Source organism: Massilia sp. P2_C2 (assembly GCF_056404615.1).
The window spans coordinates 22212-45497 of sequence record NZ_JBFUDR010000001.1 but is presented as its reverse complement, the minus strand read 5'-3'; the positions used below and the strand labels follow the sequence as shown (position 1 = coordinate 45497).

At 68.4% G+C, this 23286-nt stretch carries 21 protein-coding genes; 5 read left to right on the top strand and 16 right to left on the bottom strand.

Annotation, left to right across the window (positions count from 1 at the left end):
• Positions 1-10: 10 nt before the first annotated feature.
• Genes fliE through AC1DYX_RS00150 form a run of 12 tightly spaced genes read right to left on the bottom strand, consistent with a single transcriptional unit; the run spans position 11 to position 9488 of the window.
• Positions 11-316 (bottom strand): flagellar hook-basal body complex protein FliE, encoded by a 306-nt coding sequence (gene fliE, locus AC1DYX_RS00205; RefSeq protein ID WP_477255068.1) that lies wholly within the window; start codon positions 314-316, stop codon positions 11-13.
• Positions 313-753 (bottom strand): flagellar basal body rod protein FlgC, encoded by a 441-nt coding sequence (flgC, locus tag AC1DYX_RS00200; protein WP_477255066.1) that lies wholly within the window; start codon positions 751-753, stop codon positions 313-315. Before flgC ends, fliE begins: the two co-directional genes overlap by 4 nt.
• Positions 753-1136, bottom strand: coding sequence for a flagellar basal body rod protein FlgB (locus tag AC1DYX_RS00195; RefSeq protein ID WP_477255064.1), 384 nt, complete (start codon positions 1134-1136; stop codon positions 753-755). The genes flgC and AC1DYX_RS00195 overlap by 1 nt, the downstream gene beginning before the upstream one ends.
• 25 nt (positions 1137-1161) lie before the next feature.
• Entirely contained in the window at positions 1162-2274 is a 1113-nt protein-coding gene (locus AC1DYX_RS00190; protein WP_477255062.1) for a flagellar basal body P-ring protein FlgI, read from the bottom strand.
• Positions 2274-2852 carry a flagellar basal body L-ring protein FlgH gene (locus AC1DYX_RS00185; protein WP_477255060.1) on the bottom strand — a complete coding sequence of 193 codons (579 nt, stop codon included), beginning with the start codon at positions 2850-2852 and terminating at the stop codon, positions 2274-2276. Before AC1DYX_RS00185 ends, AC1DYX_RS00190 begins: the two co-directional genes overlap by 1 nt.
• Before the next feature lie 2 nt (positions 2853-2854).
• Positions 2855-3793 (bottom strand): flagellar basal body P-ring formation chaperone FlgA, encoded by a 939-nt coding sequence (gene flgA, locus AC1DYX_RS00180; RefSeq protein WP_477255058.1) that lies wholly within the window; start codon positions 3791-3793, stop codon positions 2855-2857.
• Positions 3794-3800: 7 nt separating this feature from the next.
• Positions 3801-4559 carry a flagellar basal-body rod protein FlgG gene (gene flgG, locus AC1DYX_RS00175; protein WP_477255056.1) on the bottom strand — a complete coding sequence of 253 codons (759 nt, stop codon included), beginning with the start codon at positions 4557-4559 and terminating at the stop codon, positions 3801-3803.
• 16 nt (positions 4560-4575) lie between these two features.
• Complete coding sequence (locus AC1DYX_RS00170; RefSeq protein WP_477255054.1) at positions 4576-5310, bottom strand: flagellar hook-basal body protein; 735 nt, start codon at positions 5308-5310, stop codon at positions 4576-4578.
• A gap of 24 nt (positions 5311-5334) precedes the next feature.
• Positions 5335-7380, bottom strand: coding sequence for a flagellar biosynthesis protein FlhA (locus tag AC1DYX_RS00165; protein WP_477255052.1), 2046 nt, complete (start codon positions 7378-7380; stop codon positions 5335-5337).
• The gene (locus tag AC1DYX_RS00160; RefSeq protein WP_477255050.1) at positions 7377-8456 is read right to left on the bottom strand and encodes an EscU/YscU/HrcU family type III secretion system export apparatus switch protein; all 1080 of its coding nucleotides are present in this window, start codon (positions 8454-8456) and stop codon (positions 7377-7379) included. The genes AC1DYX_RS00165 and AC1DYX_RS00160 overlap by 4 nt, the downstream gene beginning before the upstream one ends.
• Entirely contained in the window at positions 8456-9217 is a 762-nt protein-coding gene (locus AC1DYX_RS00155) for a flagellar biosynthetic protein FliR (RefSeq protein ID WP_477255048.1), read from the bottom strand. Before AC1DYX_RS00155 ends, AC1DYX_RS00160 begins: the two co-directional genes overlap by 1 nt.
• Positions 9218-9221: 4 nt before the next feature.
• The gene (locus AC1DYX_RS00150) at positions 9222-9488 is read right to left on the bottom strand and encodes a flagellar biosynthetic protein FliQ (protein WP_477255046.1); all 267 of its coding nucleotides are present in this window, start codon (positions 9486-9488) and stop codon (positions 9222-9224) included.
• A gap of 617 nt (positions 9489-10105) precedes the next feature.
• On the opposite strand from AC1DYX_RS00150, the gene AC1DYX_RS00145 reads away from it, so the two are divergent.
• Both AC1DYX_RS00145 and AC1DYX_RS00140 read left to right on the top strand, forming a co-directional pair.
• Positions 10106-10519 (top strand): family 43 glycosylhydrolase, encoded by a 414-nt coding sequence (locus AC1DYX_RS00145; protein WP_477255044.1) that lies wholly within the window; start codon positions 10106-10108, stop codon positions 10517-10519.
• A complete protein-coding gene (locus AC1DYX_RS00140; RefSeq protein WP_477255042.1) occupies positions 10486-10743 on the top strand; it encodes an EAL domain-containing protein in 258 nt (85 codons plus the stop codon). Before AC1DYX_RS00145 ends, AC1DYX_RS00140 begins: the two co-directional genes overlap by 34 nt.
• On the opposite strand, the gene AC1DYX_RS00135 is transcribed toward AC1DYX_RS00140, so the two are convergent.
• Together AC1DYX_RS00135 and AC1DYX_RS00130 are read right to left on the bottom strand one after the other, a co-directional pair.
• On the bottom strand, positions 10694-12064 hold the full coding sequence (locus AC1DYX_RS00135; protein ID WP_477255040.1) for an MFS transporter: 1371 nt from the start codon (positions 12062-12064) through the stop codon (positions 10694-10696). The two genes, AC1DYX_RS00140 and AC1DYX_RS00135, sit on opposite strands and share 50 nt — an antisense overlap.
• Positions 12061-13491, bottom strand: a complete 1431-nt coding sequence (locus tag AC1DYX_RS00130; RefSeq protein ID WP_477255039.1) for a glycoside hydrolase family 32 protein — start codon at positions 13489-13491, stop codon at positions 12061-12063. The genes AC1DYX_RS00135 and AC1DYX_RS00130 overlap by 4 nt, the downstream gene beginning before the upstream one ends.
• Before the next feature lie 393 nt (positions 13492-13884).
• On the opposite strand from AC1DYX_RS00130, the gene AC1DYX_RS00125 reads away from it, so the two are divergent.
• From AC1DYX_RS00125 to AC1DYX_RS00115, 3 genes are all read left to right on the top strand, one after another.
• Positions 13885-16470 (top strand): TonB-dependent siderophore receptor, encoded by a 2586-nt coding sequence (locus AC1DYX_RS00125; RefSeq protein WP_477255037.1) that lies wholly within the window; start codon positions 13885-13887, stop codon positions 16468-16470.
• 80 nt (positions 16471-16550) lie between these two features.
• Positions 16551-18716, top strand: a complete 2166-nt coding sequence (locus AC1DYX_RS00120) for an alpha-galactosidase (RefSeq protein ID WP_477255035.1) — start codon at positions 16551-16553, stop codon at positions 18714-18716.
• Entirely contained in the window at positions 18713-20227 is a 1515-nt protein-coding gene (locus tag AC1DYX_RS00115; RefSeq protein ID WP_477255033.1) for a tryptophan halogenase family protein, read from the top strand. Before AC1DYX_RS00120 ends, AC1DYX_RS00115 begins: the two co-directional genes overlap by 4 nt.
• A gap of 80 nt (positions 20228-20307) precedes the next feature.
• On the opposite strand, the gene AC1DYX_RS00110 is transcribed toward AC1DYX_RS00115, so the two are convergent.
• Together AC1DYX_RS00110 and AC1DYX_RS00105 are read right to left on the bottom strand one after the other, a co-directional pair.
• Entirely contained in the window at positions 20308-21246 is a 939-nt protein-coding gene (locus AC1DYX_RS00110) for a PfkB family carbohydrate kinase (RefSeq protein WP_477255031.1), read from the bottom strand.
• Positions 21247-21265: 19 nt separating this feature from the next.
• Positions 21266-23047: an alpha-amylase family glycosyl hydrolase gene (locus tag AC1DYX_RS00105; RefSeq protein WP_477255029.1), complete on the bottom strand. Its 1782-nt coding sequence runs from the start codon at positions 23045-23047 to the stop codon at positions 21266-21268.
• Between the last annotated feature and the right edge of the window lie 239 nt (positions 23048-23286).

The following is a 23286-nucleotide window of genomic DNA, read 5'->3' as shown; positions in this document are numbered from 1 at the left end:
GGTAAAACCCTTACATTTGCATCTGCATCAGCTCGTGGTACGCATCGAGCAGGTGGTTACGGACCTGCATCACGAGCTGCAGGGACACCTTTGCTTGTTCGAGGTCGATCATGACCTGGTGCAGGTTGGACGCGTCGCCGGCCGCGAGCCGTTGCACGCCGTGGTCGGCCACCGCGAGCTGATTGTTCACGCCGGCCAGCTGTTCGGTGAACCAGGTGCCGAACGCGGACGTCGGCGCCGGCGTCGCCGCTTCGCCCGGCACGACGGGCAGTGCACCGCCGAGCGGCGGCAGGAAACCGATGGCGTCGACGCTCATTGGCCGCCTCCCAGTTCGAGCGCCTTGAGGGCCATGGTCTTGGCCGCGTTCATGGCCACGACGTTGGCTTCGTAGGCGCGCAGCGCGCCCGCCATGTTGACCATCTCCGTGACCTGGTTCACGCCCGGCAGCGACACGAAGCCCTTGTCGTCCGCGTCCGGATTGCCCGGTTCGTACAGGCGCCTCGGCGCGACGTTGGCCGGCTCGATCCGCACGACGTGGGCGCCGCGCAGGCCGGCGGCGCCCGCCTGGCGCTCGAAGCCGGCGGCGAAGCCGGCGGGCGATTCCGTGACCTTGACGGACAGCGGCTGGAACGGCTTGCCGTCCGCGCCGCGCGTGCTGTGGATGTTGGCCAGGTTGGCCGCGGTGGTGTCGAGCCGGATCTTCTCGACCGTCATGCCGCTGGCGCTGATGGCGAAGGCGTTACGGTAATCCATCAGCGTTTCCCTTCATTGATGGCGCTGCCCAGGATCGCCAGGTGCTTGCCGAGTGCTTTCAACAGGGCTTCGTACTGCACCGTGTTCTGGGCCATGTCGGCCACTTCCATGTCGAGCAGGGCGGTGCGGTCGGTGTCGGTGACGACCGCGTCGCGCGTCATCACGGGGCGCACCTGCGCCAGCATCGCGTGCTGCACGGGCGCGCCGTCGCGCAGGGCCGCGCGCACGGTGCCCAGCTGGTCTTCGAAGCTGACGCGCACGGGGGTGAAGCCGGGACTGTTGGCGTTCGCGATGTTGTGGGCGATCGCCTGGTGCCGCAGGCTCGCCGCATCGAGGGCCAGTTTCGCCATCTCGACGGTGATGGCTTCCGTGTTTCCGAACATGAGTGCTCCTGTGGATACGTGAGAATTACTGGATGACCAGGTCGGCGTGCAGCGCGCCCGCGGCCTTCACGGCACGCAGGATCGAGATGATGTCGCGCGTGCTGGTCTTGATGCGGGTGAGCGCCTGGATCAGGTCCGCCACCGTGTTGTTCGAGGCGCTCACGTAGCCGGTTTCGTCGCGCTCGCCCACGTGGATGCGCGAGTTCGAGACGACTTCGGTACGGATCCCGTCGCCCGCGCGCCCGATCACGAGCGGCTGCGAGACGAGGTTGTCGGTGACGATCGACAGCTTCAGGTCGCCGTGCGAGATGACGACGCGGGCGATGCGCACGTCGCCGCCCGAGACGACCGTGCCGGTGCGCTCGTCGACGACGACGCGCGCGCGGCTGTCCGGTTCCACCGACAAGCGCTCGATGCGCGTGACGAAGTCCACCAGGCGTACGCGCGACGCTTCCGGCACGGCGATCTCGACACCCTCGGCATCCGCCGCATGCGCCAGCGGCTGGCCGAACGCGCCATTGATCGCGTCGGCGATGCGCGACGCCGTCGTGAAGTCGGCTTCGGCCAGCGTGAACACCATCGTGCCGTCGGGCCGCAGGACGTTCGCGCGGACCGGGGATTCGACGGTCGCGCCGGCCGGGATGGAGCCGACGGTTGGATGGTTTTTCTGTGCCACGTTGCCGTTCATGTCGTACTTGTAGCCGCCGACGAACAGCGCGCCCTGGGCCAGCGCGTAGACCTTGCCGTCCGGGCCCTTGAGCGGCGCGAGCAGCAGGTTGCCGCCGGCCAGGCTGCGCGCGTCTGCCAGCGACGTCACGGTGACGTCGAGCGTGTCGCCGGTGCGGGCAACCGGGGGCAGGCGCGCGGTGACCATGACGGCGGCGGCGTTGCGGCTCAGGATGTCGTCGGGCGGCACGGCCACGTCGAACTGGGCCAGCAGGTTGGCGATCGACTGGCGCGTCGCCTTGTTGCCGGGCGAATCGCCGCTGCCGGCCAGGCCCGTGACGATGCCGTAGCCGACGAGGGCGTTGTCGCGCCAGCCGGCGAACTTGCCGAGGTCCTTGAGGCGCGCGGTGTCCGCATGGGCGGGCGCGGCCAGCGCCACGGCGCACAGCAGAGCGGCAAACAGGCGGCGCATCACAGGCCCACCCAGTTGAACAGGCGCGACCAGAAGCCCGGACGCTGACGGCTGGACAGATCGCCGTCGCCCAGGTAGCTGATCTTCGCGTCCGCCAGGCGCGAGGACAGCACCGTGTTCGTTTCCGAGATGTCGAGCGGACGCACGCGGCCTTCCACGCGGATCATCTGGCGGTCCGAATTGATTTCCAGGCGCTGCTCGCCCGCCACCAGCAGGTCGCCGTTCGGCGCCACGCCGCTGACGCTCACGCTCATCTGCGCGAGCAGCTTGCCCTGGCGCTGGACGGTGCCGCCGCCGTTGAAATCGTTGCTGGCACCGATCGCGGCCGCATGCGCGTGCTGGTCGGCGCTCGCCCGCACGGCAACGTCGTTGGAGCGCTGCAGCGTCGTGTCGGCACTCGTGACGGCGCTCGAGTTTTCGTAGATCAGGACCGTCAGTACGTCGCCGGGCAGGTGCGCGCGTTTGTCGGACGCGAGCGGGCGGAAGGTCTTTTCGCTGTACAGATCGTCCGCGTGGACGGGCAGGGTGGCCGCGGCCGCGAGGACCAGCGCGATGCAGGTGGGGGCAAAGGGTTTCATGTTCACTTTCCGTTGATCCTGACGATGCCGGCGCCCGCCACGTCCGCGCGCACGGCCTGGCGCGCGCCGGACGGGCGTACGTCGATWTGGTCGCCGACGGCGCCGTCGGCCAGCGCGGTGGCGCGCGATTCGAGCACGATCGCGCCTTCGATGAATTGCAGCGTGACCGTGTCGCCCTGGGCGACGGCGGCCGGTTGCCTGAGTTGTGCCTGCAACAGCGGCTCGTCGCGCCCGAGCGCGCGCACGAGACGTCCGCGCAGCGCGCGGCAGTCGTCGATGGCGGGTCCGGGGAGCGCGGTCAGGTCGACGTCGCGCGCGGCGAAGTCGCCGCAACGAGGCTCGCTGCCCGCATCCAGCGCGTGCGCGGCGACGAGCGCCGGGCGCCACGCGTGCAGTTCGAACCCGACCGGCACCGTGCGGTAGAACGCGCCTGCCACGACGACGTCGACCCACACGGTCGGATGGCGCTGGCGCAGTACATGCGGGGCGGGCGGGCGCACGCGCAGGTCGACGACGCCCGTGGGCAGGGGCAGGTCGGGCAGCGGCGCGCCGGGCGCCAATTCGAGGCGGATGTCGTCGGCCGCCGCCAATGCGTGCAATGCCTGCCCGGCGGCCTGCGTGACCTGCGCGTTGTCGTATGCCTGACTGCGGCGCTCGACCTGCACGACGGCCGGGCCGTCGTCCGCGAGCGTGAAAGGCAGCGCCCGCGCACGCAGGATGCGCGCGATCTCGGCGCGCGTAAGGCGTAGCGTGTAGCCGGGCAGCGGGGCCGGGGCCAGGTCGACCGTGCCAAGGGCGGGTGCGGCGCCCGCGGGCGCGCTCGCCACGTCCGCCAGCGTCACGCGCGCGCCGGCCGCCAGCGCGGTGGGCGCGAGCGTCAGGACTTGCGCGCCCAGGACGGGCAGCGGCAGCAGCATGAGTGCGGCGAGCAGGGAGCGCATGGCTTGATCAGCGGCGCAGGTTGTTCGTCAACGACATCATTTCGTCGGATGCCTGGATCACCTTCGAGCTCATCTCGTAGGCGCGCTGCGCGACGATCAGCGTGACCATTTCGTCGGTCAGGTTGACGTTGGAGTTTTCCAGGGAACCCTGGGCCACCCGGCCGAGGCCCGCGCTGCCCGCCTTGGCGACCATCGCCTCGCCCGAGCCTTCCGTCGGCGTGTACAGGCCGCCGGCCAGCGCGGTCAGCGCGGCCGGGTTGGCGAACGTCGCCAGTTCGATCTGTCCTACCTCCGACGACGCGCCGCCGGCCGCCGTCTGGATGCTGACCTTGCCGTCGGCCGCGATGTGGATCGCGCTCACGTTCGCCGGGATGTGGATGGCGGGCTTGAGGACGTGGCCGTCGGCGGTCGCGAGATAGGCGTCGGGCGTGACGGACAGCGTGCCGCCGCGCGTGTAGGCGAGGCTGCCGTCGGCCAGCGCCACTTCGATGAAGCCGGCGCCGTCGATGGCGACGTCCATCTGCGCCCCCGTCTGTGCCAGCGTGCCCGGTGTGAAGTCGCGGGTGATGCTGGCGACGGCGATGCCGAGGCCCGCAGACGGCGGCTGCGCCGCCGTGGCGGGATCGGCCTGCATCATCTGCTGGAACGCGACGCGTCCTTTTTTGAAGCCGGTGGTGCCGACGTTGGCGAGGTTGTTCGCGATCGAATCGATCGTCGTCTGCTGCGCTTGCATGCCGGTGGCGGCGATGTAGAGGGAGTCGTTCATGCGAGTTCCGTAAAGATCAGAATTGACCGAGTTTCTGGATGGCGTTGCCGAGCATCTCGTCATAGCCCTGGTACAGCTTTTGCGCCGATTCGAAGTGGCGGGTCGTCTGCAGCATGGCCACCATCTCGCGCATCGGCGCGACGTTCGAGCTTTCCAGGTGGCCGGACAGCAGCTGCGCGCGGGTGTCCGCCTCGAGCGCGGCGCCTGGCGCCGGTTGCAGCGCGCCCGTCGCGGTCAGCTGCAGCGACTTCGGGTCGGTGAAGCGCACGATGCGCAGCTGCGCGACCTCGCGCCCGTCCTGCGTGATGCGGCCGTCGCGGGAAATGGTCGCGGCCGGGCCGTCGAGGATGATGTCGCCCTGCAGGCCCTGGACCGGGTAGCCGGTCGCCGACACGAGCCGCCCGCGCGCATCCAGCGCGAAGTCGCCGGCACGCGTGTATGCCAGGCCGGCGGGCGTCGCGAGCTCGAAGTATCCGTCACCGTCGATGGCCAGGTCCCAGTCGCGGCCCGTCGGCTTGATCGCGCCGTGCGTGAGGTCGACCGCGATGGCGGCCGGTTGCGCGGCGCCGGACGGCGCGGCGGCGTCTCGGCCCGGCTGCGCGGCGGCGAGCGCGTGCGCGAACGCGGGGGCGGCCGGCATCGTGCGGCGGTAGCCCGGCGTGGACACGTTGACCATGTTCTGGCTCAGCGTGTCCATGCGGCGCAGGTCGTTCTGCATGCTGTCGATGGCGGTGACGAGGGCGTTGCTCATGTCCGGTTCTCCTGGTGGTTCGGCTTATAGTGTCAGCGTGGCGAAGGCGCGCAGTTCGACCGTGCCCGGCACTTCCGCGAGCGACAGCACGCGCAGGTGCGGGACCATGCGCTCGGACAGCGAGCGCAGATGGCGGCGCAGCTCCGGCGCGCACAGCAGCACAGGCACGACGCCGGCCTTGCTCATCTTGTCCGCCTGCTTGGCGAGGCCGCTGACGACCTGCTCGGCGAATTTCGGCTCGACGGCCATCATGCCGTTCGCTTCCGCGGCGCTGACGCTTTGCAGCAGCGTATGTTCGATGGTGGGATCGAGGGTTACGACCTGCAGCGCCGGGGCGCCGCCGGTGATCGCCTGGCAGATCAGGGGACCGAGGCGCTGGCGCACGACCTCCGTCAGCCAGACCGGGTCCTTGCTGTGCTTCGCGTTGTCGACGAGGCTTTCGACGATGGCATCGAGGTGGCGGATCGAGACCTTTTCCTTGAGCAGGCCTTGCAGCACGCGCTGCACGTCGCCGACGCCGAGGACGGTCGGCACGATCTCTTCCACCAGGCCCGGTTGCGTTTCGCGCACGCGGCGCAGCAGGCGCTCGGTCTCGGGGCGGGACAGGAGGCTCGCGCCCTGCTGGCGCAGCACTTCGCACAAATGCGTCATCAACGCGGTCTGCGGTTCCACCAGCGTGTACTTGCGGGCCTGCGCCGTCTCGCGCTGCGACGGCTCGATCCACACGGCGGGCAGGTTGAACGTCGGTTCGCGCGTTTCGATGCCGGGCAGCTTGGGCGCGTCGGGACCCGGCTGGATGGCGAGCAGGAGGTCGCGCTGCAACTCGCCGCGGCCGACGGCGGCGCCGAAGATCTGGATCTCGTACGCGTTCGCGCCGAGGCGGGCGCCGGGGCGGAAGCGCACGCTCGGGATCACGAGGCCCGATTCGAGCGCGAACTGCTTGCGGAATGCGGCGATGCGTTCCATCAGCATGGGCTGGTCCGATTCGACCATGGGCAGTAGCGCCGTCCCGAGCTGGACCTCGATCGGCTCGACCGGCGGCGCGGCCCACGCATCTTCCTCGCGTTGGCCGGCGGGCGCCTGCGCGTCGTCCGCGCCGGGTGCGTCGGCGGCGGCCGCGCCGCGGCGGCGCAGCAGCATCACCGTCACGTACAAGGCGGCCAGCAGCAGCGCAGGCAGTACCGGGATCCCCGGCAGGAACATCAGGCCGCACAACGCCGCCGCGACGAGGCCGAGCGGCTTGGCAAAGCCGGTGATCTGGCGGAAGGCTTCCGTGCCGAGGTTCGCGTCGGCCGACGAGCGCGTGACGATGAGGCCCGTGCCCACCGAGATCACGAGGGCCGGCACCTGGGTCACGATACCGTCGCCGATGGTGAGCAGCGTGTAGGTCTGCAGCGCCTGGTCCCAGGGGAGGCCCTGCTGCATCACGCCGATGATGAGGCCACCGACGCTGTTGATTAGCATGATGATGATGCCGGCGATCGCATCGCCCTTGACGAATTTGCTGGCGCCGTCCATCGCGCCGTAGAACGCGGCTTCTTTGCTGATGTTGCGGCGCCGGCGCTGCGCTTCTTCCTGGTCGATGAATCCCATGTTCAGGTCGGCGTCGATGCTCATCTGCTGGCCCGGCATGCTGTCCAGCGTGAAGCGCGCGGCCACTTCCGACACGCGTTGCGCGCCGTTGGTGACGACGACGTACTGCACGACGACGAGAATCAGGAAGACGATCAGCCCGATGACGAAATTGCCGCCGACGACGTACGAGCCGATCGCGCCGATCACGTGGCCGGCGTCGCCGTCGCGCAGGATCAGCCGCGTGGCCGACACGTTGAGACCCAGGCGGAACAGCGTGGCCACGAGCAGCATCGACGGGAAAGTCGAGAACTCGACCGGCTTCTCCATGTAGAACGTGAGCAGCAGGATCAGGAGGGCGAAGCTGAAGTTCGCGAGGATCAGGAAATCCAGCATCCCGGACGGGATCGGCGCGAACAGCATGAACAGGATGCCCAGCACCAGCAGCACCATGGCGATGTCGCTGTGCCCGTGGAGGGCGCGGCGCAGCGCGTTCATGCGGCCCTCCGCTGGTTCTCGCGGCGCATGGCGTAGACCCACAACAGGATGCGGGCGATGCGCGRGTACAGGTCTTCCGGCACGTACTGGTCGGTCTCGCCGCGCTTGAACAGTTCGCGCGCGAGCGGCCGGTTTTCCACGATGGGAATCGCATGGGCGCGCGCGGCCTCGCGCATCTTGAGCGCGAGCTTGCCGCTGGCCTTGGCCAGCAGCTTGGGCGCGGGCATCTCGCCGTGCCGGTACGACAGCGCGATCGCGATGTGCGTGGGATTCGTGATCAGGACGTCGGCTTCCGGCAGCTTGCGCGCGGCGCGCGCCTGCTTGAGCATCTCGGCCCGAAGCTGGCGCAGGCGGCTGCGGATGCGCGGGTCGCCTTCGCGCTGCTTGTGTTCGTCCGTAATGTCGCGGTGGCTCATGCGCATCCTGCGCGCGTAGTCCCAGCGCGTGTAGGCGACGTCGACGAGCGCGATGAGGAGCACGGCCAGGAACAGTCGGAACAGCAGCGGGCCGACAGCGGCGAGGGCGATGGCGGCGTGGCCGTGCGCGTCGACGAACGACAGCCGGAACAGCTCCGGCATCGTGTGGCGCAGCGCGAGCCACGCGACGGCGGACAGCAGCGCGAGTTTCAACATGCTGCGCACGCCGTCGTACAGCGGCCGCAGGGTGAACAGGCGCGCCGCGCCCGCGGCCGGGTTCAGGCGGTTGAAGTCCGGCGTCAGCGGATCGAAGCTGAACACGCCGCCGACCTGCGCCACGTTGGCGGCGACGGCCGCGCACACGAGCGCCAGCAGCAACGGGGCCAGCGTGCCCAGGCCCTCGGCCAGCACGCCGACCAGCCATGCGGCCACGTCGTCGTGGTTCCAGTCGATGCGGGCTCCTTGTTCGAGCGCGCGCCGCGCGACGGCGACCACGCGCAGCGCGATGCTGGGCCCCGCCGCGAAGCAGATGCCGGCCAGCGTCGCCAGGATCGCGGCGTAATTGGCCTCGACGCTCTTGGCGACCTGGCCCCGCCTGCGCGCCTCGCGCAGCTTGTGCGGTGTCGCCGCCTGGCTTTTGTCGTCGCTTTCTTCTGACATCAGAGCACCGCTTCCCAGAAACTGAAGATCGCGTCGAAGATGCGCCGCGCCGCCTGGCCGAACTGCGGCGCCAGCGTGGCGAGCAAGGTCAGGCCGAGGACGACCTTGATGGGCGTGCCGAGCACGAACACGTTCAACTGCTGGAGGTTGCGCGAGAGGACCGCCATCGCCAGTTCGACGAAGAACAGGCAGAACAGCACGGGCGCCGCGAGCGCCAGTCCCAGCGTGAACACGACGCCGAACTGGCGGCCGAGTGCCCTCACGTCCGGCCGCGGTGCCGGACCGCCCAGCGGGATGCGCTCCAGCGAATAGGCGATGCCGCGCAGGACCGCGTGATGCGCGTCGGCGGTGAAGAACAGGACGACGGCCGTCATGGCGAACAAGGACGCGAGCAGCGGCGACTGGGTGCGCGAGACCGGATCGAACACGTTCGCGATGTTGAAGCCGATCTGCAAATCCAGCGCGTTGCCGGCGAAGGCGAAGGCGGCGAAGGCCGTGAAGACGCCGAATGCCATCAGCGCGCCGACCATGAGTTCATTGACGGCGGCGCCGAGCAGGGCAGGCACGCTGGCGGGTGCGGCGAGCGGGGCGGCATGCGTCGCGGACACCAGCGTCGCCGACAGGGCAAGGATGATCAGCACGCGTACGCGTACGGGCAGGCCGAGCGGCTGCCAGAATGGGGCCAGCATGAGGACCGTCGCGAGGCGCAGTGCGCACAGCAACACCCCAGTCACCCAGACCGTGGAAAAATCGGCGCGCATGAGCTCAGAAGTAACCTGGAATGCCCGCGATCAGGTCGGTGGCGAGCAGCAGCAGCCGGCGCAGCATCCAGGAGCCGAACAAGGTCAGCGCGAGGACAGTGGCGATCATTTTCGGAATGAAGGTCAGCGACATGTCCTGGACTTGCGTGACGACTTGCAGCACGCTCACCGCGAGGCCGACGATCAGGGTGCTGGCGAGCACCGGGGCACAGATGGCGACTGCGCCCCACAGCAATTGCGCCAGCAAATGCAGCGCGACATCCGAACTCATGTTTCTCTCCAGACCGCCGTGGTGGGCAGCGTGTTCTTTCAGGTCCCTCGGGTCGTGCCCGGGGTTCGTCTAGTTATTGGTGCAACATATGTACCGCAGGACCCCGCTCGGATTCGCACCGGCTGGCTCCTAAAAAATGTCTTAAAACTAAGATTGTTTGATACAAAACAAGACATTTTTTTGCATTTTACAGACAGAAAGTTTCCAAATACTCACAAATTGTTTCGTTTGGCTGCGGATTTGGAGATTTGCAACAATAAATATGCACAGAGATAGTTGTGTGCTGTCGAACGGGAGTCGGGCGTATGTCGGCGGCAAAGTCCTGGCGGTGCTTGTAGCGGCCGGATGCCTGTGTCGGGGCCGGCGGAACGACGGGATCCGGGATGACGAGTGGCGGCGTCGGCTTGGGGGGGCGGGGCTCTGGTGGACGAGCCTCCTCCTCCGCCAGTGGCCAAGGGCCAGTGCCAGCAAGAGTGCGCCTGGGATGGCGTGATGTCGCACGAATGGTCTCCAGGGGATGAGCTACATTCTGCGCGCTCCTCGTGTACACCGCAATTTTCAAAATCACCAATGCGCGTAGCCATTTCCTCGTCTGGGATGGCGACAAGGTTTAGGTCGTGTACAACAATGCCCCGGAAGGTCAGCCGCGCTACGACGGGCATCGCGCGATCTGGATCGCGGAGCTGGAACCGCGCACGCTGCAGTTCGCCGACACACCCAGGGTGCTCGTCGATGGCGGCGTGGTCCCCGCGAACCGGCCGATCTGGATCGAGGGACCGCATATCTTCAAGAAGGACGGCTACTACTACCTCACCTGCGCCGAGGGCGGCACTGCCGACAACCACTCCGAAGTCGTGTTCCGCGCCAACGCCATCACGGGACCCTATGTGCCGGGACCCGTCAATCCGATCCTGACGCAGCGCGACCTGGACCCGAAGCGCCCCCATCCCGTCACCACGGCCGGCCACGCCGATTTCGTCCAGACGCAGAACGGGCAATGGTGGGCCGTATTCCTCGCGACACGGCCTTAATCAACAACCTGATCAGCGACGGCAGCGACAAGGCGCTGACGGCGGCGATCGTCGACCTCGCCCATCGCCTCGGGATCGAGGCCATCGCCGAAGGCGTCGAGAGCATCGCCCAGCGTGACGCCCTGGCGGCCATCGGCTGCGACTACATCCAGGGCTATTACTATTCGCAGGCAGTCAGCCGCGAGATCTTCGAGAAGCTTTTGGAGCGGCAGCACGCGCATTGATTGAAACCGACGCCTTCGCCGGCAACCCTACGAACAGCGTCGCCACGGCCGCGCCGAGCAGCAGCACGCCGGCCAGTGCCACCACGTGGCCCGGATCGCCGTTCAGCCAGCGGTGGTAGATGAAGGGCAGAGTCACGCCCTGGATCAGCATCGGGATCACGATGAACATGTTGAAGATCCCCATGTAGACCCCCGTGCGCTCGGGCGGAATCGAGCCGGCCAGCATCACGTACGGGTTGCCCATGATGCTGGCCCAGCCCAGGCCGACGCCGATCATCGGCAGGAACAGCATGGACTTCGTCGTGATGGCGGGCAGCGCCAGCATCGCGACGCCGGCCGCGCACAGGCAGATGCAGTGCATGATCTTGGGGCCGAAGCGCCGGGTCAACGGGATCATGGCGAATGCGCCGAGGAAGGCGATCGTGTTCGAAAAGCCGCCGATCTGGCCGTTTACGAGGACGGCGTCGCGGAAGCCGTCCGAATTCGGGTTCGTCGTATGGAACAGCGTGCGGCCGATCATCAGCGTGAGGAACTGCCAGTAGCAGGCCATGCCGTACCACTGCAGGAGTTTCATCAGCGCGAGCTGGCGCATCGCGCGCGGCATCTCGACGATGGCGTCCCATACCTCGCGCACGCTGGCGCCGAACGACATCGGCCTGGCCGCCAGCGCCGCGCGTTCTTCCGGCGGCAGCGGCAGCTCGGGCACGCGCACGATCGACCACACGATGGTCGTCAGCGACAGCACGGCGCCGATCAGGAACGTGATGCGCGTGATCACGGGAATGTGGTTGCCGTCGACCGCGTACTGGCTCATGCCGAAGTAGACCATGATCGACGGCGTCAGGTAGGACAGCATCTGCGCCAGGCCCGTGAATGCGCTCTGCGTGAGGAAGCCGAGCGAGTGCTGGCGGCTGTCGAGGCGGTCGCTGACGTAGGCGCGGTACGGCTCCATCGTGATGTTGTTGCCGGCGTCGAGCATCCACAGCAGCGCGGCCGCGGCCCACAGCGTGGGGCTGTACGGCATCGCCAGCAGGCCCAGGCTGCAGATGATTGCGCCGATGAGGAAATAGGGCGTGCGCCGGCCCAGCCGGGAATGGGTGCGGTCGCTCATGGCGCCGATCAGCGGCTGCACGAGCAGGCCCGTGATCGGGCCCGCGAGCCACAGCAGCGGCATGCTGGCTTCGTCGGCGCCGAGGTAGCTGTAGATGGCGCTGACATTGCTTTGCTGGAGGCCGAAACTGAATTGCAGGCCGAAGAAGCCCAGGTTCATCTCGAGGATCTGGCGCAGGCCGAGGCGCGGTTTGGTGGTGACGTTATTCATGCGAGCTGCCAGAGATCGAGGGACAGGAGATCGACGCCGCCGTCGACGGTGTAGAGCGCCAGGGTGGTGGCGGGGGCTGTCGGGAAGACGAGTTCCGTGAGCACGGCCGCGCCGTCGTTCACGAACACCTCCACCGAGCAGGTGTCGACGAGGATGCGCAGGTGCAGTCCGGTCGACGGTTCGACCTTCGCTGCGCGGCGGCCCGCAAAATCCGGGTGGTCCGCCATGAGGCCGGAGCGGGAGCGGTCGACGAACACGGTCGCTGTCCCGGCATCATACCCGATCAGCGTGTGCTCGCCATCGGCGGCGCCCAGGCGCAGGCCGAATTCGCGGGCGTCGCGCAGGGCGAAGCGGACGTCGATGTCGCATTGCATGCCGGGGAGCGGCCATGCCGGCTCGCCGCTGTCCAGCCGCATGCCGGCCACCTGCCGGAGGTTCGTGCGGCGCGCGGCCAGCTGCGCCAGCGGTTCCTGCACGAGTTGCAGTCCATCCGCATCCGCGCGCAGCGACAGCCGGCGCGGCTGCGACATCGCGCCGCGCCATGGCAGCGTGGGCGTGTCTTTCGCGTAGCGGTGATTGTTCATCCAGCCGATCCAGACGGGGCCGGCGCTGCCTTCGGGCAGGCCGTTCCACGACAGGGCCGCGTAGAAATCGGCGCCATGGTCGCTCCAGCGCGCGGCCTGGCCGGGGTAGGGCGTGAAGCGCACGCCGTCGAAGTCGCCGACGAAGTACTGGCCGCCCATGCTGCCGTTCACGTGGCCGTCGAACACGTCGACTTTCAGCACCCAGGCCGTGCCGCCTGCCCAGGCCAGCGGGAACAGGTCGGGGCATTCCCAGATGCCGCGGGTGGCGCCGGCCGGGCCGAAGTCGCTCAGGTGGCGCCAGGACTTCAGGTCGTGCGAAGCGTAGAACTGGACGCGGTGCAGTTCCGGCAGCACCACGGCCATCAGCCAGAAGCCGCCTGGGGCATACCACTGGACCTTCGGGTCGCGGAATTCGGCCATGCCCAGGTCGAGGACGGGATTACCCGCGTACTTCGTCCACGTGCGGCCGCGGTCCGTGCTGTACGCGATGTGCTGGTTCTGCAGGCCGGGATTGCGCCGGGCGGCCGTGTAGATCGCCACGAGGGCCGTCTCGCCGGGGCCGGCGAAGCCGCTCGTGTTGTGCGTGTCGACCACCGCGCTGCCGGAAAAGATCATCGTGTGCTCGTCCGCATGCAATGCGACGGGGAGCTCTTCCCAATGCTGCAGGTCGGTGCCGACGGCATGGCCCCAGCCGATGTCGCCCCATGTGTCGCCGTTCGGATTGTATTGGTAGAACAGGTGGTACTCGCCGTCGAACCAAAGTAGTCCGTTTGGATCGTTGATCCAGTTGCGGCGGGGCGTGAAATGGTAGCCGGGGCGGAATGCCGGCGGGGTGTCGTGCATGCGGGTGTCTCCCTGGCGCGTCGCGCCTGTTGTGCCGATCAGGATAGCCTTGATTGCAAACGTTTGCAACCGTTTCTGGTATGTGCATTTTGCCAGCACGGGCGGAGGCGGAAGTGTTGTAATTTTGTCGCGTTCGCGCGCGCTTGCAGGGTGGGCACCCCTGCGCCCACGCGTAACGCGGACAAGCCACATGCATCACTGTGCCATGCGAAACGCAAACAAGCCGCATGCGTCACGCGTGGGCACGGGGTGCCCGCCCTACCGATACCGAGCACGGAAAAATTTTCTTACAATCGATTGCAATCGTTTGCGGTCTTGATTACTATGGTTTCAGCGCTGAAGCATCGCAGGCGTCCACACCCGAATAAGAGAACCGAGAACGAAGGAGACTTCATGAAGCACTACAACAAGCGTGCGCTCTGCGCCGCCGTCCAATCCATCTTCGCCGCGTCCGCCGTGGCAGCGCTGACGGCCCCGGTGGCACAGGCACAGGAAGCCGAGGCAATGGCAGCGCCGGCTGCGACCGCACCGGCCGCGAAGCAGGGCGACACGCTGGGCCTGAACACGGTGGTGGTGACCGGCGTCTCCGGCGGCAAGAGCAAGATGCGCAGTTCGATCTCGGTGACCGACATCGACCAGGAACAGATCACGAATTTCGCGCCGCGTTCCGAAGCCGAGGTGCTGCACCTGATCCCCGGTATCCGCGCCGAAAGCTCGGCCGGCCCCGGCGGCAACTCGAACATCACGGTGCGCGGCCTGCCGATCGCGTCGGGCGGTTCGAAGTACGTGCAGCTTCAGGAAGACGGCCTGCCGGTCGTCGAATTCGGCGACATGAACTTCGCCAACAACGACTATTGGCTGCGCTACGACGCCAACGTCGAGCGCGTCGAGACGGTGCGCGGCGGCTCCGCTTCCACATTCGCGTCGCACGCGCCGGGCGCCATCATCAACTTCATCAGCAAGACGGGCGAGACGGACGGCGGCGCGGTCTCCCTGTCGCATGGCCTGAACTACAAGGAAAACCGCACGGACCTCGAATACGGCGGCCATATCAGCCCGGACCTGCGCTTCCACATCGGCGGCTTCTACCGCGCCGGCGAAGGCCCGCGCGCCAGTTCGTACAACACGGAACGCGGCTACCAGATCAAGGGCAACATCACCAAGACCTTCAATAACGACAAGGGCTGGTTCCGCGTCAGCTTCAAGGCGCTGGACGACCACGCGCCCACCTACACGAGCATGCCCGCGAAGGCGGACATCAGCGGCAACACGCTGTCGGGCTTTTCCAGCATCCCCGGTTTCGACGTGCTGCGCGATTCGCAGAACTCGATCTTCAACACGAGCGCATCCCGCGTCGGTCCGGCCGGCACCGCAGCCGGCGTGGCCGACCTGAAGAAGGGCATCTCGGTCAAGTCGCATGCGATCGGCTTCGAATTCCACAACCAGTTCGACGACGGCTACACGGTCGACGACAAATTCCGCTACACGTCGCAGAACGGCGCGTTCCAGACGCAATTCTGGGGCCTCGACACGCTGGGCGGCACCCTGGCCGGCTTCGGCACGGGCGCCACGGCCGTCTATGCGAACGGCCCGAAGGCCGGCCAGGCGGTGACGCAGGCGAACCTCGCCACGGGCTATATCTCGAACGGCGCCGCCATCGACGTGCACACGCCGGACATCGGCCACTACGCGAACGACCTGTCCGTCGGCCGCAACTGGAAAGTCGGCGGTGCCACCATGGGCGCCAAGGCCGGCTATTACCACTCGAAGCAGAACATCGTCGAGCAGTGGTCGATCAGCGGCCGCCTGATGGAAGTCGCCCGCGACGGCGCGCTGATCGACATCCGCGATGCCGGCGGCGCCGCGCTGACCACGATGGGCCTGACCGGCTACAACGACCAGTGGGGAGGCTGCTGCGCGCGCAACTACGACGCGCACTACATGACGGATGCGCCGTACCTTGGGCTGACGTACGCGAACGGCCCGCTCGACATCGACGCCAGCGTGCGCCACGACAGCGTCAAGTCGAGCGGCAGCTACGCGGGACCGATGCAGGTGGCGGGCGGCGTGGACGCCAACGGCGACGGCAGCATCACGGGTGCCGAACGCAACGTCTACGTGATCGACACCGCGCATCCGCATCCGGTCAACTACAAGGTCGGCTACAACTCGTACTCGCTGGGTGCCAACTACCAGTTCGACAAGGACGTCAGCACGTTCGCCCGCGTCAGCCGCGGCGGCCGCGCGATCGCCGACCGCCTGCTGTTCTCGAACAACATCGATCCGGCGACCGGTGCGCTGGCCGCAGGCGCGGATGCCGCCGCCGTCGCCCAGGTCAAGCAGGTCGAGGTCGGCCTGAAATACCGCGGCCGCCGCGACTGGGGTTCGTTCGGCCTGTTCTCGACGCTGTTCCACACGACGGTCAGCGAATTCGATTACGACCAGACCCGCACCATCGGTCCGAAGCTGAACCAGATCGGCTACCGTTCGAACGGCGTCGAACTGGAATCCGTGCTGCGCATCGGCGCCTTCGCGCTGAACGCCAACGCGACCTACACGGACCTCAAGATCACCTCCGACCTGGTGGGCCAGGCGACGGGCAACAGCACGGTCGGCAACACGCCGCACGGCACGCCGCACTGGCTGTATTCGATCTCGCCGCGCTACGATTTCGGCGTCGCGCAGGTCGGCTTCACGGTCGTCGGCCAGACCAAAGTGTGGTCGGATGACGCGGACACGCTGCAGGCGGAAGGTCGCAGCCTCGTCAACGCCTTCGCCAACTACAACGTGGCACCGAATACCACGCTGAGCCTGAATGTGAACAACCTGTTCGACAAGGTCGCGTTCTCGGGCGGCGTCGACCAGGGTTCGCTGGCGCAGATCCGTACGCTGGGTGCGGCGATCGGTGCGCAGGGCGTCGTGTCGTCGCGTCCGGAAGCGGGCCGCACGGTCAGCGTCTCGGTACGTTACGCATTCTAAGCGCCGCACGCGCTGCTTCCCGCCGCCCGCCGTCGGTTATCCGACCTCGGGCGGCATTTCCATTTTCGGACAGGGCTATCATGTACGCGAACACACCCGACTTACCCGCCGATTACCTCGTCCTGCACGGCACCCACAGCTCGCTCGTGCTGGAATTGCATGCGGACGAAGCGCCGCTGTGGCGCTACTGGGGCCCGCGCCTGCCCGACGATGCGCTGCCCGCCGCCCCGTTGCGCGCCGGCCGGCCGCTGCCCAGCTTCATGCTCGACTTCGACCAGCCGCTCACCGTACTGCCGACGTTCGGCGTCGGCTGGTTCGGGCAAAGCGCGCTCCTCGCGCACCGCGCCGGCACCGCGTTCGCGCAGGCGTTCACGGCCTGCACGGTCGAGTGGACCGAGCCGGGGCGCGCCGTCGTCCTGCACCTGACGGATGAAGCGGCGCAGCTGCGTGCCGATATCACCCTGCGTCTGGACGCCGGCAGCGACGTGCTGGTCGCGCGCACGGCGCTGACGAACCTCGGCACGACGCCGCTGGATGTGCAATGGCTCGCGGCGCTCACGCTGCCGCTGCCCGGCGATTGCGCCACGGTGCGCTCGTACGCCGGCCAGCACCTGCACGAATTCATGCTGCAGGTCGACCCGCTGTCGCGCAGCCTGTGGCGGCGCGAGAACCGGCGCGGGCGCACGTCGCACGATTGTTTTCCCGGCGCCGTCGTGTGTGCGCCGGGAGGCAACGCGGACAGCGGTGCGGTCTACGGTGCCCACCTGGCCTGGTCCGGCAATCACCAGCAGACCATCGAATGGCTGCATGACGGCCAGTACCAGTGGCAGCTGGGGGAATGGCTGGCGCCCGGCGAAGGCTGGCTGGCGCCGGGCATCACCCTCGCGACGCCCGAGGTGGTCGCGTCGTTCTCGAACGCCGGGTGGAACGGCCTGGCCGCGAACTTCCATGCCGAGCTGCGCGCGCGCCTCGACTGGCCGGGTGGCCGCATGCGTCCCCGTCCCGTGCACCTGAACACGTGGGAAGGCTTTTATTTCGACGTGCGTCCGGAACCCGTCAAGGAACTGGCCACCGCCGCGGCGGCAGTCGGCATCGAGCGCTTCGTCCTGGACGACGGCTGGTTCCACGGCCGCCACCACGACCGCGCTGCTTTAGGCGACTGGTGGCCCGACGAAACCAGGTTCCCGCAGGGACTGGGCGACCTCGTCGCGCACGTGACGGGCCTGGGCATGGAATTCGGCCTGTGGTTCGAGCCGGAGATGATCAACCCGGACAGCGACCTCCATCGCGCACATCCCGACTGGGCCCTGCAGCTCGCGGGGCGGCCGATGCTCACGGCACGCAACCAGCTCGTGCTGGACATTGCCCGGCCCGAGGTGGCCGACTACCTGTTCGACAGGATMTCCGGCCTGCTGACCGCGCATCCGATCCGCTACATCAAGTGGGACCACAACCGCGACCTCACGACGGCCGGCCTGCTTGACGGCCGGCCGGGCTACCGCGCGCAGGTCCACGCGTTCTACGCGCTGCTCGCGCGCCTGCGCGCCGCGCATCCGCACGTGGAAATCGAAAGCTGTTCCGGCGGCGGCGGGCGCATCGACTTCGCCGTGCTGCGCCACGCGCACCGCGTCTGGACGAGCGACTGCATCGACGCCGTGTCGCGGACAGCCATCCAGCGCGGCTTCCTGCAATTCTTCCCGCCCGAGATCATGGGCGCGCACGTGGGCACGGCGCCCGCCCACACGACGGGCCGCAGCCAGGCGATGGCCTTCCGCGCGGCCGTCGCATTGCCGGGCCACCTGGGCGTGGAGCTCGACGTGCGCGCGCTGGGCGTGGCGGAGAAATCCGAGCTCGCGGCCTGGATCGCGCTGTACAAGCGCTTGCGCGACCGCCTGCATGCGGGGCGCGTGTGGCTGGGCGAGGGGCAGGACGGCCTGTCGTGGCAGGCGCATGGCGATGCGGACGACCTGCTGCTGTTCGTTTACCGCGTCGAGCCGAGCACGCACCGCTACACGCCGCCGCTGCGGTTGACCATGCTGGACGCGGCCGCGCAGTATCGGGTCACCGAAATCCGGCCCGAGGGCGCTCGGGATACGGACCACCGCGCACCCCTGCTGGATGCGATCGCCAGCGCCGACGGCGCATCGTTCAGCGGCGCATGGCTCGCCCAAGCCGGCCTGCCGGTGCCGCGCGGCCAGGCGGAAGCGGCATGGATCGTGCGCCTGCAACGGGAGAACGCACAATGACGGATCATGATCGTCGGTTAAGAAGCATCGTCATCGTCGGCGGCGGTTCGGCCGGCTGGATGGCGGCGGCCGCCCTGTCCACGGTGGCCGGCGCCGGCTGCACTATCACGCTGGTCGAGTCCGAAGAGATCGGGACGGTGGGCGTCGGCGAGGCGACCATCCCGCCCATCAAGATCTTCAACCAGACGCTGGGCCTCGACGAAGCCACGTTCCTGCGCCGCACGCAGGGTACGTTCAAGCTGGGCATCGAGTTCGTCGACTGGGCGCAGGTTGGCCGGCGCTATTTCCACCCGTTCGGCCCGCACGGCATGCAGTTCGACGCCGTGCCGCTGCACCAGTACTGGCTGCGCGGCCGCGCGGCGCCCGGCGCGCTGGAACTGGACGAGTATTCGATGGCCTGGGCCGCCGCCAGCCGCGGACGGTTCGACAAGCCGTCGCGCGACCCGCGCCAGATCGCGTCGACGTTCGACTACGCCTACCACTTCGATGCGGCCCTGTACGCGGCCTGGCTGCGCGAGGTCGCGGAGGGGCGCGGCGTGCGCCGGCTGGAAGGCCGCATCGTCGGCGTGGACCTGCGCGGCGCGGATGGCTTCGTCGAAGCGGTGCGGCTGGCCGACGGGCGCTCCGTCGCGGGCGATCTGTTCATTGATTGCTCGGGCTTCCGCGGCCTGTTGATCGAAGGCGCGCTGCACACGGGTTACGAGGACTGGACCCATTGGCTGCCATGCGACCGCGCCATGGCCGTGCCCAGCGCGGCGGACGGCGGGCCCGCCCCGTACACACGCTCGACGGCGCGCGCGGCCGGCTGGCAATGGAAGATCCCGCTGCAGCACCGCGTCGGCAACGGCTACGTCTACGCCAGCAAATATGTATCCGACGACGAGGCGGCGGCCACCTTGCTCGCCAACCTGGACGGCGAAGCACTGGCGGAGCCGCGCGCGCTGCGCTTCGTCACGGGACGGCGCAAGCGCTTCTGGAACCGCAACGTCGTCGCGCTGGGCCTGGCGAGCGGGTTCATGGAGCCACTGGAGTCGACCAGCCTGCACCTCGTGCAATCGGGCATTTCGCGCCTGCTCGCGCTGTTCCCCGACCGCGACTTCGACCCGCTCGTCATCGACGAGTACAACCGCATCGGCGCCAACGAGTATGAGCGCATCCGCGACTTCATCATCCTGCACTACAAGTTGACGGAACGGGCGGACACGCCGCTGTGGCGGGCCTGCGCGGCGATGGACATCCCGGACACGCTGGCGCGCAAGATCGAGCACTTCAGGCGCTACGGGCGCCTCATGAGCGAGGGGCCGGAGCTGTTCGGCAACGCCAGCTGGCTCGCCGTGCACGTGGGGCAGTTGAACTGGCCGCAGCGCCACGATCCGCTAGCGGACCTGCGCGGCGTCGACGGCGCCGCGATGCTGGCGCGCCAGCGCGAGGCGATGGTGCGTGCGGCTGAGGCCATGCCGACGCACGCGGCGTTCATCGCGCGTTACTGCGCAAGTGCGAGGCCACGCTGAGGAAGTCGGCATTCATCGGCGGGGGCGCGCGGGTTCGTCGGTCGGCGTCGTCGTGGTTCGATCCCTTGTGTCTCCTCAGGTCAGGCGAGCCAGCACTCGATGAAGGGACGATAGAAGTCCAGGCTGGATGGTACCGCACCTGCGATGCAGCACACGGCGCCGGCGAATTCGTTCGCGCGCGCGAGCGTCTGCGCCAGCGGCCAGCCGCGCGCGCGGCCGACGAGGAAGACGGCGGAGAAGGCGTCGCCCGCACCGACCGTATCGACGAGGGTGCCGGGCATGGCGGCCGGCGGCGCTTCGGCGAAGGTGCCGTCGGCGCCGAAGTAGACGGCCCCGCGCGCGCCCAGCGTGACGATCATGCCTTGCAGGTTGAAGATCCGCAGCAAGGTCGCGCACGCGCTCTGCACTTCGGTGTCGTGCATATCGTCGGTGGCGGGACGCAGGTGGGTGTACCAGCCGAACAGGTCCTGCAATTCTTCTTCGTTGACCTTGACCACGTCGGCCGCGTGCAGCGAGCGGAACACGCAACGCTCCGTGACGCCCGTGCGCACGTTCAGGTCGAGGTAGCGGCGAGCGGCACCCGCTTCCATCAGACGGGCCAGGGTCTGCTGCGATTGCGGCGCGCGCTGGGCCAGGGTGCCGAAGTACAGCGTGCCCGACGCGGCCTCCGCGACGGCGGCCAGCGCCGGGCCGGCCTCGATGACGTCGTAGGCCTGGTCTTCCAGGATCGTGAAGCGGTGGCTGCCGCCGTCCGCGCTGCGCTCGACGAGCACGCGGCCCGTCGGCCGGTCCGCGTCGACCTGCACGCCGGCGAGGCTCATGCCGAAGCGCGCGCAGTCGGCGCGCACGCGGCCGCCGTTCGCATCGTCGCCGACGCGGGTCAGCATCAGCACGGCCGGGCCGAACGCCGCCAGGTGGCGCGCCACGTTGAACGGTGCGCCGCCCAGCACCTGGCGGTCGCCGAAATCGTCGACCAGCGCCTCGCCGAACACGGCGATCGTTTGTTTCGAATGTTCCATGTGCCTCCTCTTGTCGTTGTCAGTTCAGGCGCTCGCCGGTCGCGCGATCGAGCCAGACGCATTCCCACGGGCTCAGGACGCAGGCGTCGGCCGTGACGTCGCGGTCCGAAAAATTGAACAGGCCCAGGAAGCGGTCGCCGCGCGCCAGCGCGAGCAGGGCCGGGTCGGACGTCTCCAGTACCATGCAGGCTGTACCGGCTGCCAGGCCGGGCAGGCTGCCGCGCAGCGCGATCAGGCGCCGCAGCCCGGCGTGGATGCGCCCGGCCGGGCTGTCGGCCGCGATCGCGCCGACGGGGAACGCGGCGCGCTGCACCCAGCGGCTGTCGTGCGCGCGGGCGGGGTCGAGGAGGTAGCCGTGGTCGTTGACCATGCCCAGCTCGTCCCCCATGTACAGCATGGGCAGGCCGCCGAACGCGAGCGCCAGCGCGTGCAGCAGCAGCACGCGGCGGACCGCGGCCTCGGCCTCGGCCTCGGTATCCGTGCCGGCACGCTCCACGCCGCACAGCGAGGCCGCCGTGCCGTTCGTCGCCAGGCCGCCCTGGAACGCGACGCCGTCCGCGAAGCCGCGCCCGCCGTTATAGAAAGCGGCGACGGCCGCCAGCCGTTCGATGCGGCCCGCCTCGGGGAGGAGGTGCTTCCAGCCGATGTCGTCGTGGCAGCGCACGTAGGTGAGCCAGCTGGTGCCGGCCGGCAGCGCCGGGGTCGCGGCGGCGACGGCGCGCACGAGCCCCGCGTCCTGTTCGGCCAGCGCGGCCCAGCCGGCCGTCATCAGGGTGCTGTGGTAGGCGAGGTGGCATTCCGGCGAGTCCGCGGTGCCCAGGTAGGCGGGGAGTTCGCGCGTCGGCACGATCGCTTCCGCTTTCAGCAGGACGCCAGGGGCGGCGATGCCGACGAGGGCGCGCAGCGCCTGCAGGATCATGTGCGCCTCCGGCTGGTTCATGCAGTCGGTGCCGGGCCGCTTCCACAGGAAGGCCGTGGAATCGAGCCGGAACACCTCGATGCCGCGGTTCGCGAGCCCCAGCATCGCCACCGCCACCGCGGCGAACAGCGCGGGATTGGCATAGTTCAGGTCCCACTGGAACGGGTAGAACGTCGTCCAGACCCAGCCCTTCACCGCCTCGTTGTAGGTGAAGTTGCCGGGTGCGGCTTCGGGGAAGACCTGGCCCAGCGTGCGTTCGTAGGCGTCGGCTTCTGCCCGCCCGGGCAGGACGTGGAAGAAGCCGCGCAGGCGCTCGTCGCCGGCGCGGGCGCCGATGGCCCACGGGTGGTCGTCGGCGACGTGGTTCAGGATCAGGTCCGAGCACAGCGAGATGCCGGCGGCACGCAGCTGCGCGGCGAGGGCTTCCAGGTCGGCCATCGTGCCGAGGCGCGGATCGACCTCGTCGAAGCTGGCCACGGCGAAGCCGCCATCGCTTTCGCCTTCGCGCGGCTTCAGGAAGGGCAGCAGGTGCAGATAGGTCACGCCCAGGTCGCGCAGGTGCGGGATGCGGCGTGCGACACCGGCCAGGTCGCCGCCGAACCGGTCGACATACGTGCTGTAGCCCAGCATCGTGGGCGCGCAGAACCATGCGGGGTTGTCTTCGCGCGTACTGTCCAGCGCCTGCAGTGCGGCAGGACGCGCGGCCATCAACCGCCCGACTTCGGCCATCAGCCCGGCGTACCACGCATCGTGGCCGGGCAGGTGGCCGTACAGGTGCCGCAGGCGCTCGCGCAGGATGCCTTCGTGGCGATCGAGGCGCCGTTGCAGGGTGGCGTGCTGCGCGTCCGGCAAGGCGGAAAACGGGGAAGACATCGTGGTCATGGAATTCGCATCAAGGTGGATGGCAATGGCTGTGCGCGCATTGGTGGTGTCGCAATTATTATTTACTAAAACCACAGCGATTGCAAACGATTGCATCAAAAGATTTTTGGTTAGCATGCCTAGAGTTGCGCTACAGTTTCGGTATTGATGCAAACGATTGCACTCAGCGTTCTCGGGTGCCGCCTGTTCGAAGATCGTCGAGCAGTGGCACGCCGTCGTCGCGGGTTCGCGTAAATACG

Coding starts and splice junctions, on each gene's coding strand:
- AC1DYX_RS00165 (WP_477255052.1), bottom strand. CDS start 7,380: ATGAACGCGCTGCGCCGCGCCCTCCACGGGCACAGCGACATCGCCATG.
- AC1DYX_RS00185 (WP_477255060.1), bottom strand. CDS start 2,852: ATGAAACCCTTTGCCCCCACCTGCATCGCGCTGGTCCTCGCGGCCGCG.
- AC1DYX_RS00135 (WP_477255040.1), bottom strand. CDS start 12,064: ATGAATAACGTCACCACCAAACCGCGCCTCGGCCTGCGCCAGATCCTC.
- AC1DYX_RS00190 (WP_477255062.1), bottom strand. CDS start 2,274: ATGCGCCGCCTGTTTGCCGCTCTGCTGTGCGCCGTGGCGCTGGCCGCG.
- AC1DYX_RS00140 (WP_477255042.1), top strand. CDS start 10,486: ATGGTGGGCCGTATTCCTCGCGACACGGCCTTAATCAACAACCTGATC.
- AC1DYX_RS00155 (WP_477255048.1), bottom strand. CDS start 9,217: ATGCGCGCCGATTTTTCCACGGTCTGGGTGACTGGGGTGTTGCTGTGC.
- AC1DYX_RS00110 (WP_477255031.1), bottom strand. CDS start 21,246: ATGGAACATTCGAAACAAACGATCGCCGTGTTCGGCGAGGCGCTGGTC.
- AC1DYX_RS00115 (WP_477255033.1), top strand. CDS start 18,713: ATGACGGATCATGATCGTCGGTTAAGAAGCATCGTCATCGTCGGCGGC.
- AC1DYX_RS00170 (WP_477255054.1), bottom strand. CDS start 5,310: ATGAGCAACGCCCTCGTCACCGCCATCGACAGCATGCAGAACGACCTG.
- AC1DYX_RS00130 (WP_477255039.1), bottom strand. CDS start 13,491: ATGCACGACACCCCGCCGGCATTCCGCCCCGGCTACCATTTCACGCCC.
- AC1DYX_RS00195 (WP_477255064.1), bottom strand. CDS start 1,136: ATGTTCGGAAACACGGAAGCCATCACCGTCGAGATGGCGAAACTGGCC.
- flgG (WP_477255056.1), bottom strand. CDS start 4,559: ATGAACGACTCCCTCTACATCGCCGCCACCGGCATGCAAGCGCAGCAG.
- flgC (WP_477255066.1), bottom strand. CDS start 753: ATGGATTACCGTAACGCCTTCGCCATCAGCGCCAGCGGCATGACGGTC.
- AC1DYX_RS00105 (WP_477255029.1), bottom strand. CDS start 23,047: ATGACCACGATGTCTTCCCCGTTTTCCGCCTTGCCGGACGCGCAGCAC.
- fliE (WP_477255068.1), bottom strand. CDS start 316: ATGAGCGTCGACGCCATCGGTTTCCTGCCGCCGCTCGGCGGTGCACTG.
- AC1DYX_RS00150 (WP_477255046.1), bottom strand. CDS start 9,488: ATGAGTTCGGATGTCGCGCTGCATTTGCTGGCGCAATTGCTGTGGGGC.
- AC1DYX_RS00125 (WP_477255037.1), top strand. CDS start 13,885: ATGAAGCACTACAACAAGCGTGCGCTCTGCGCCGCCGTCCAATCCATC.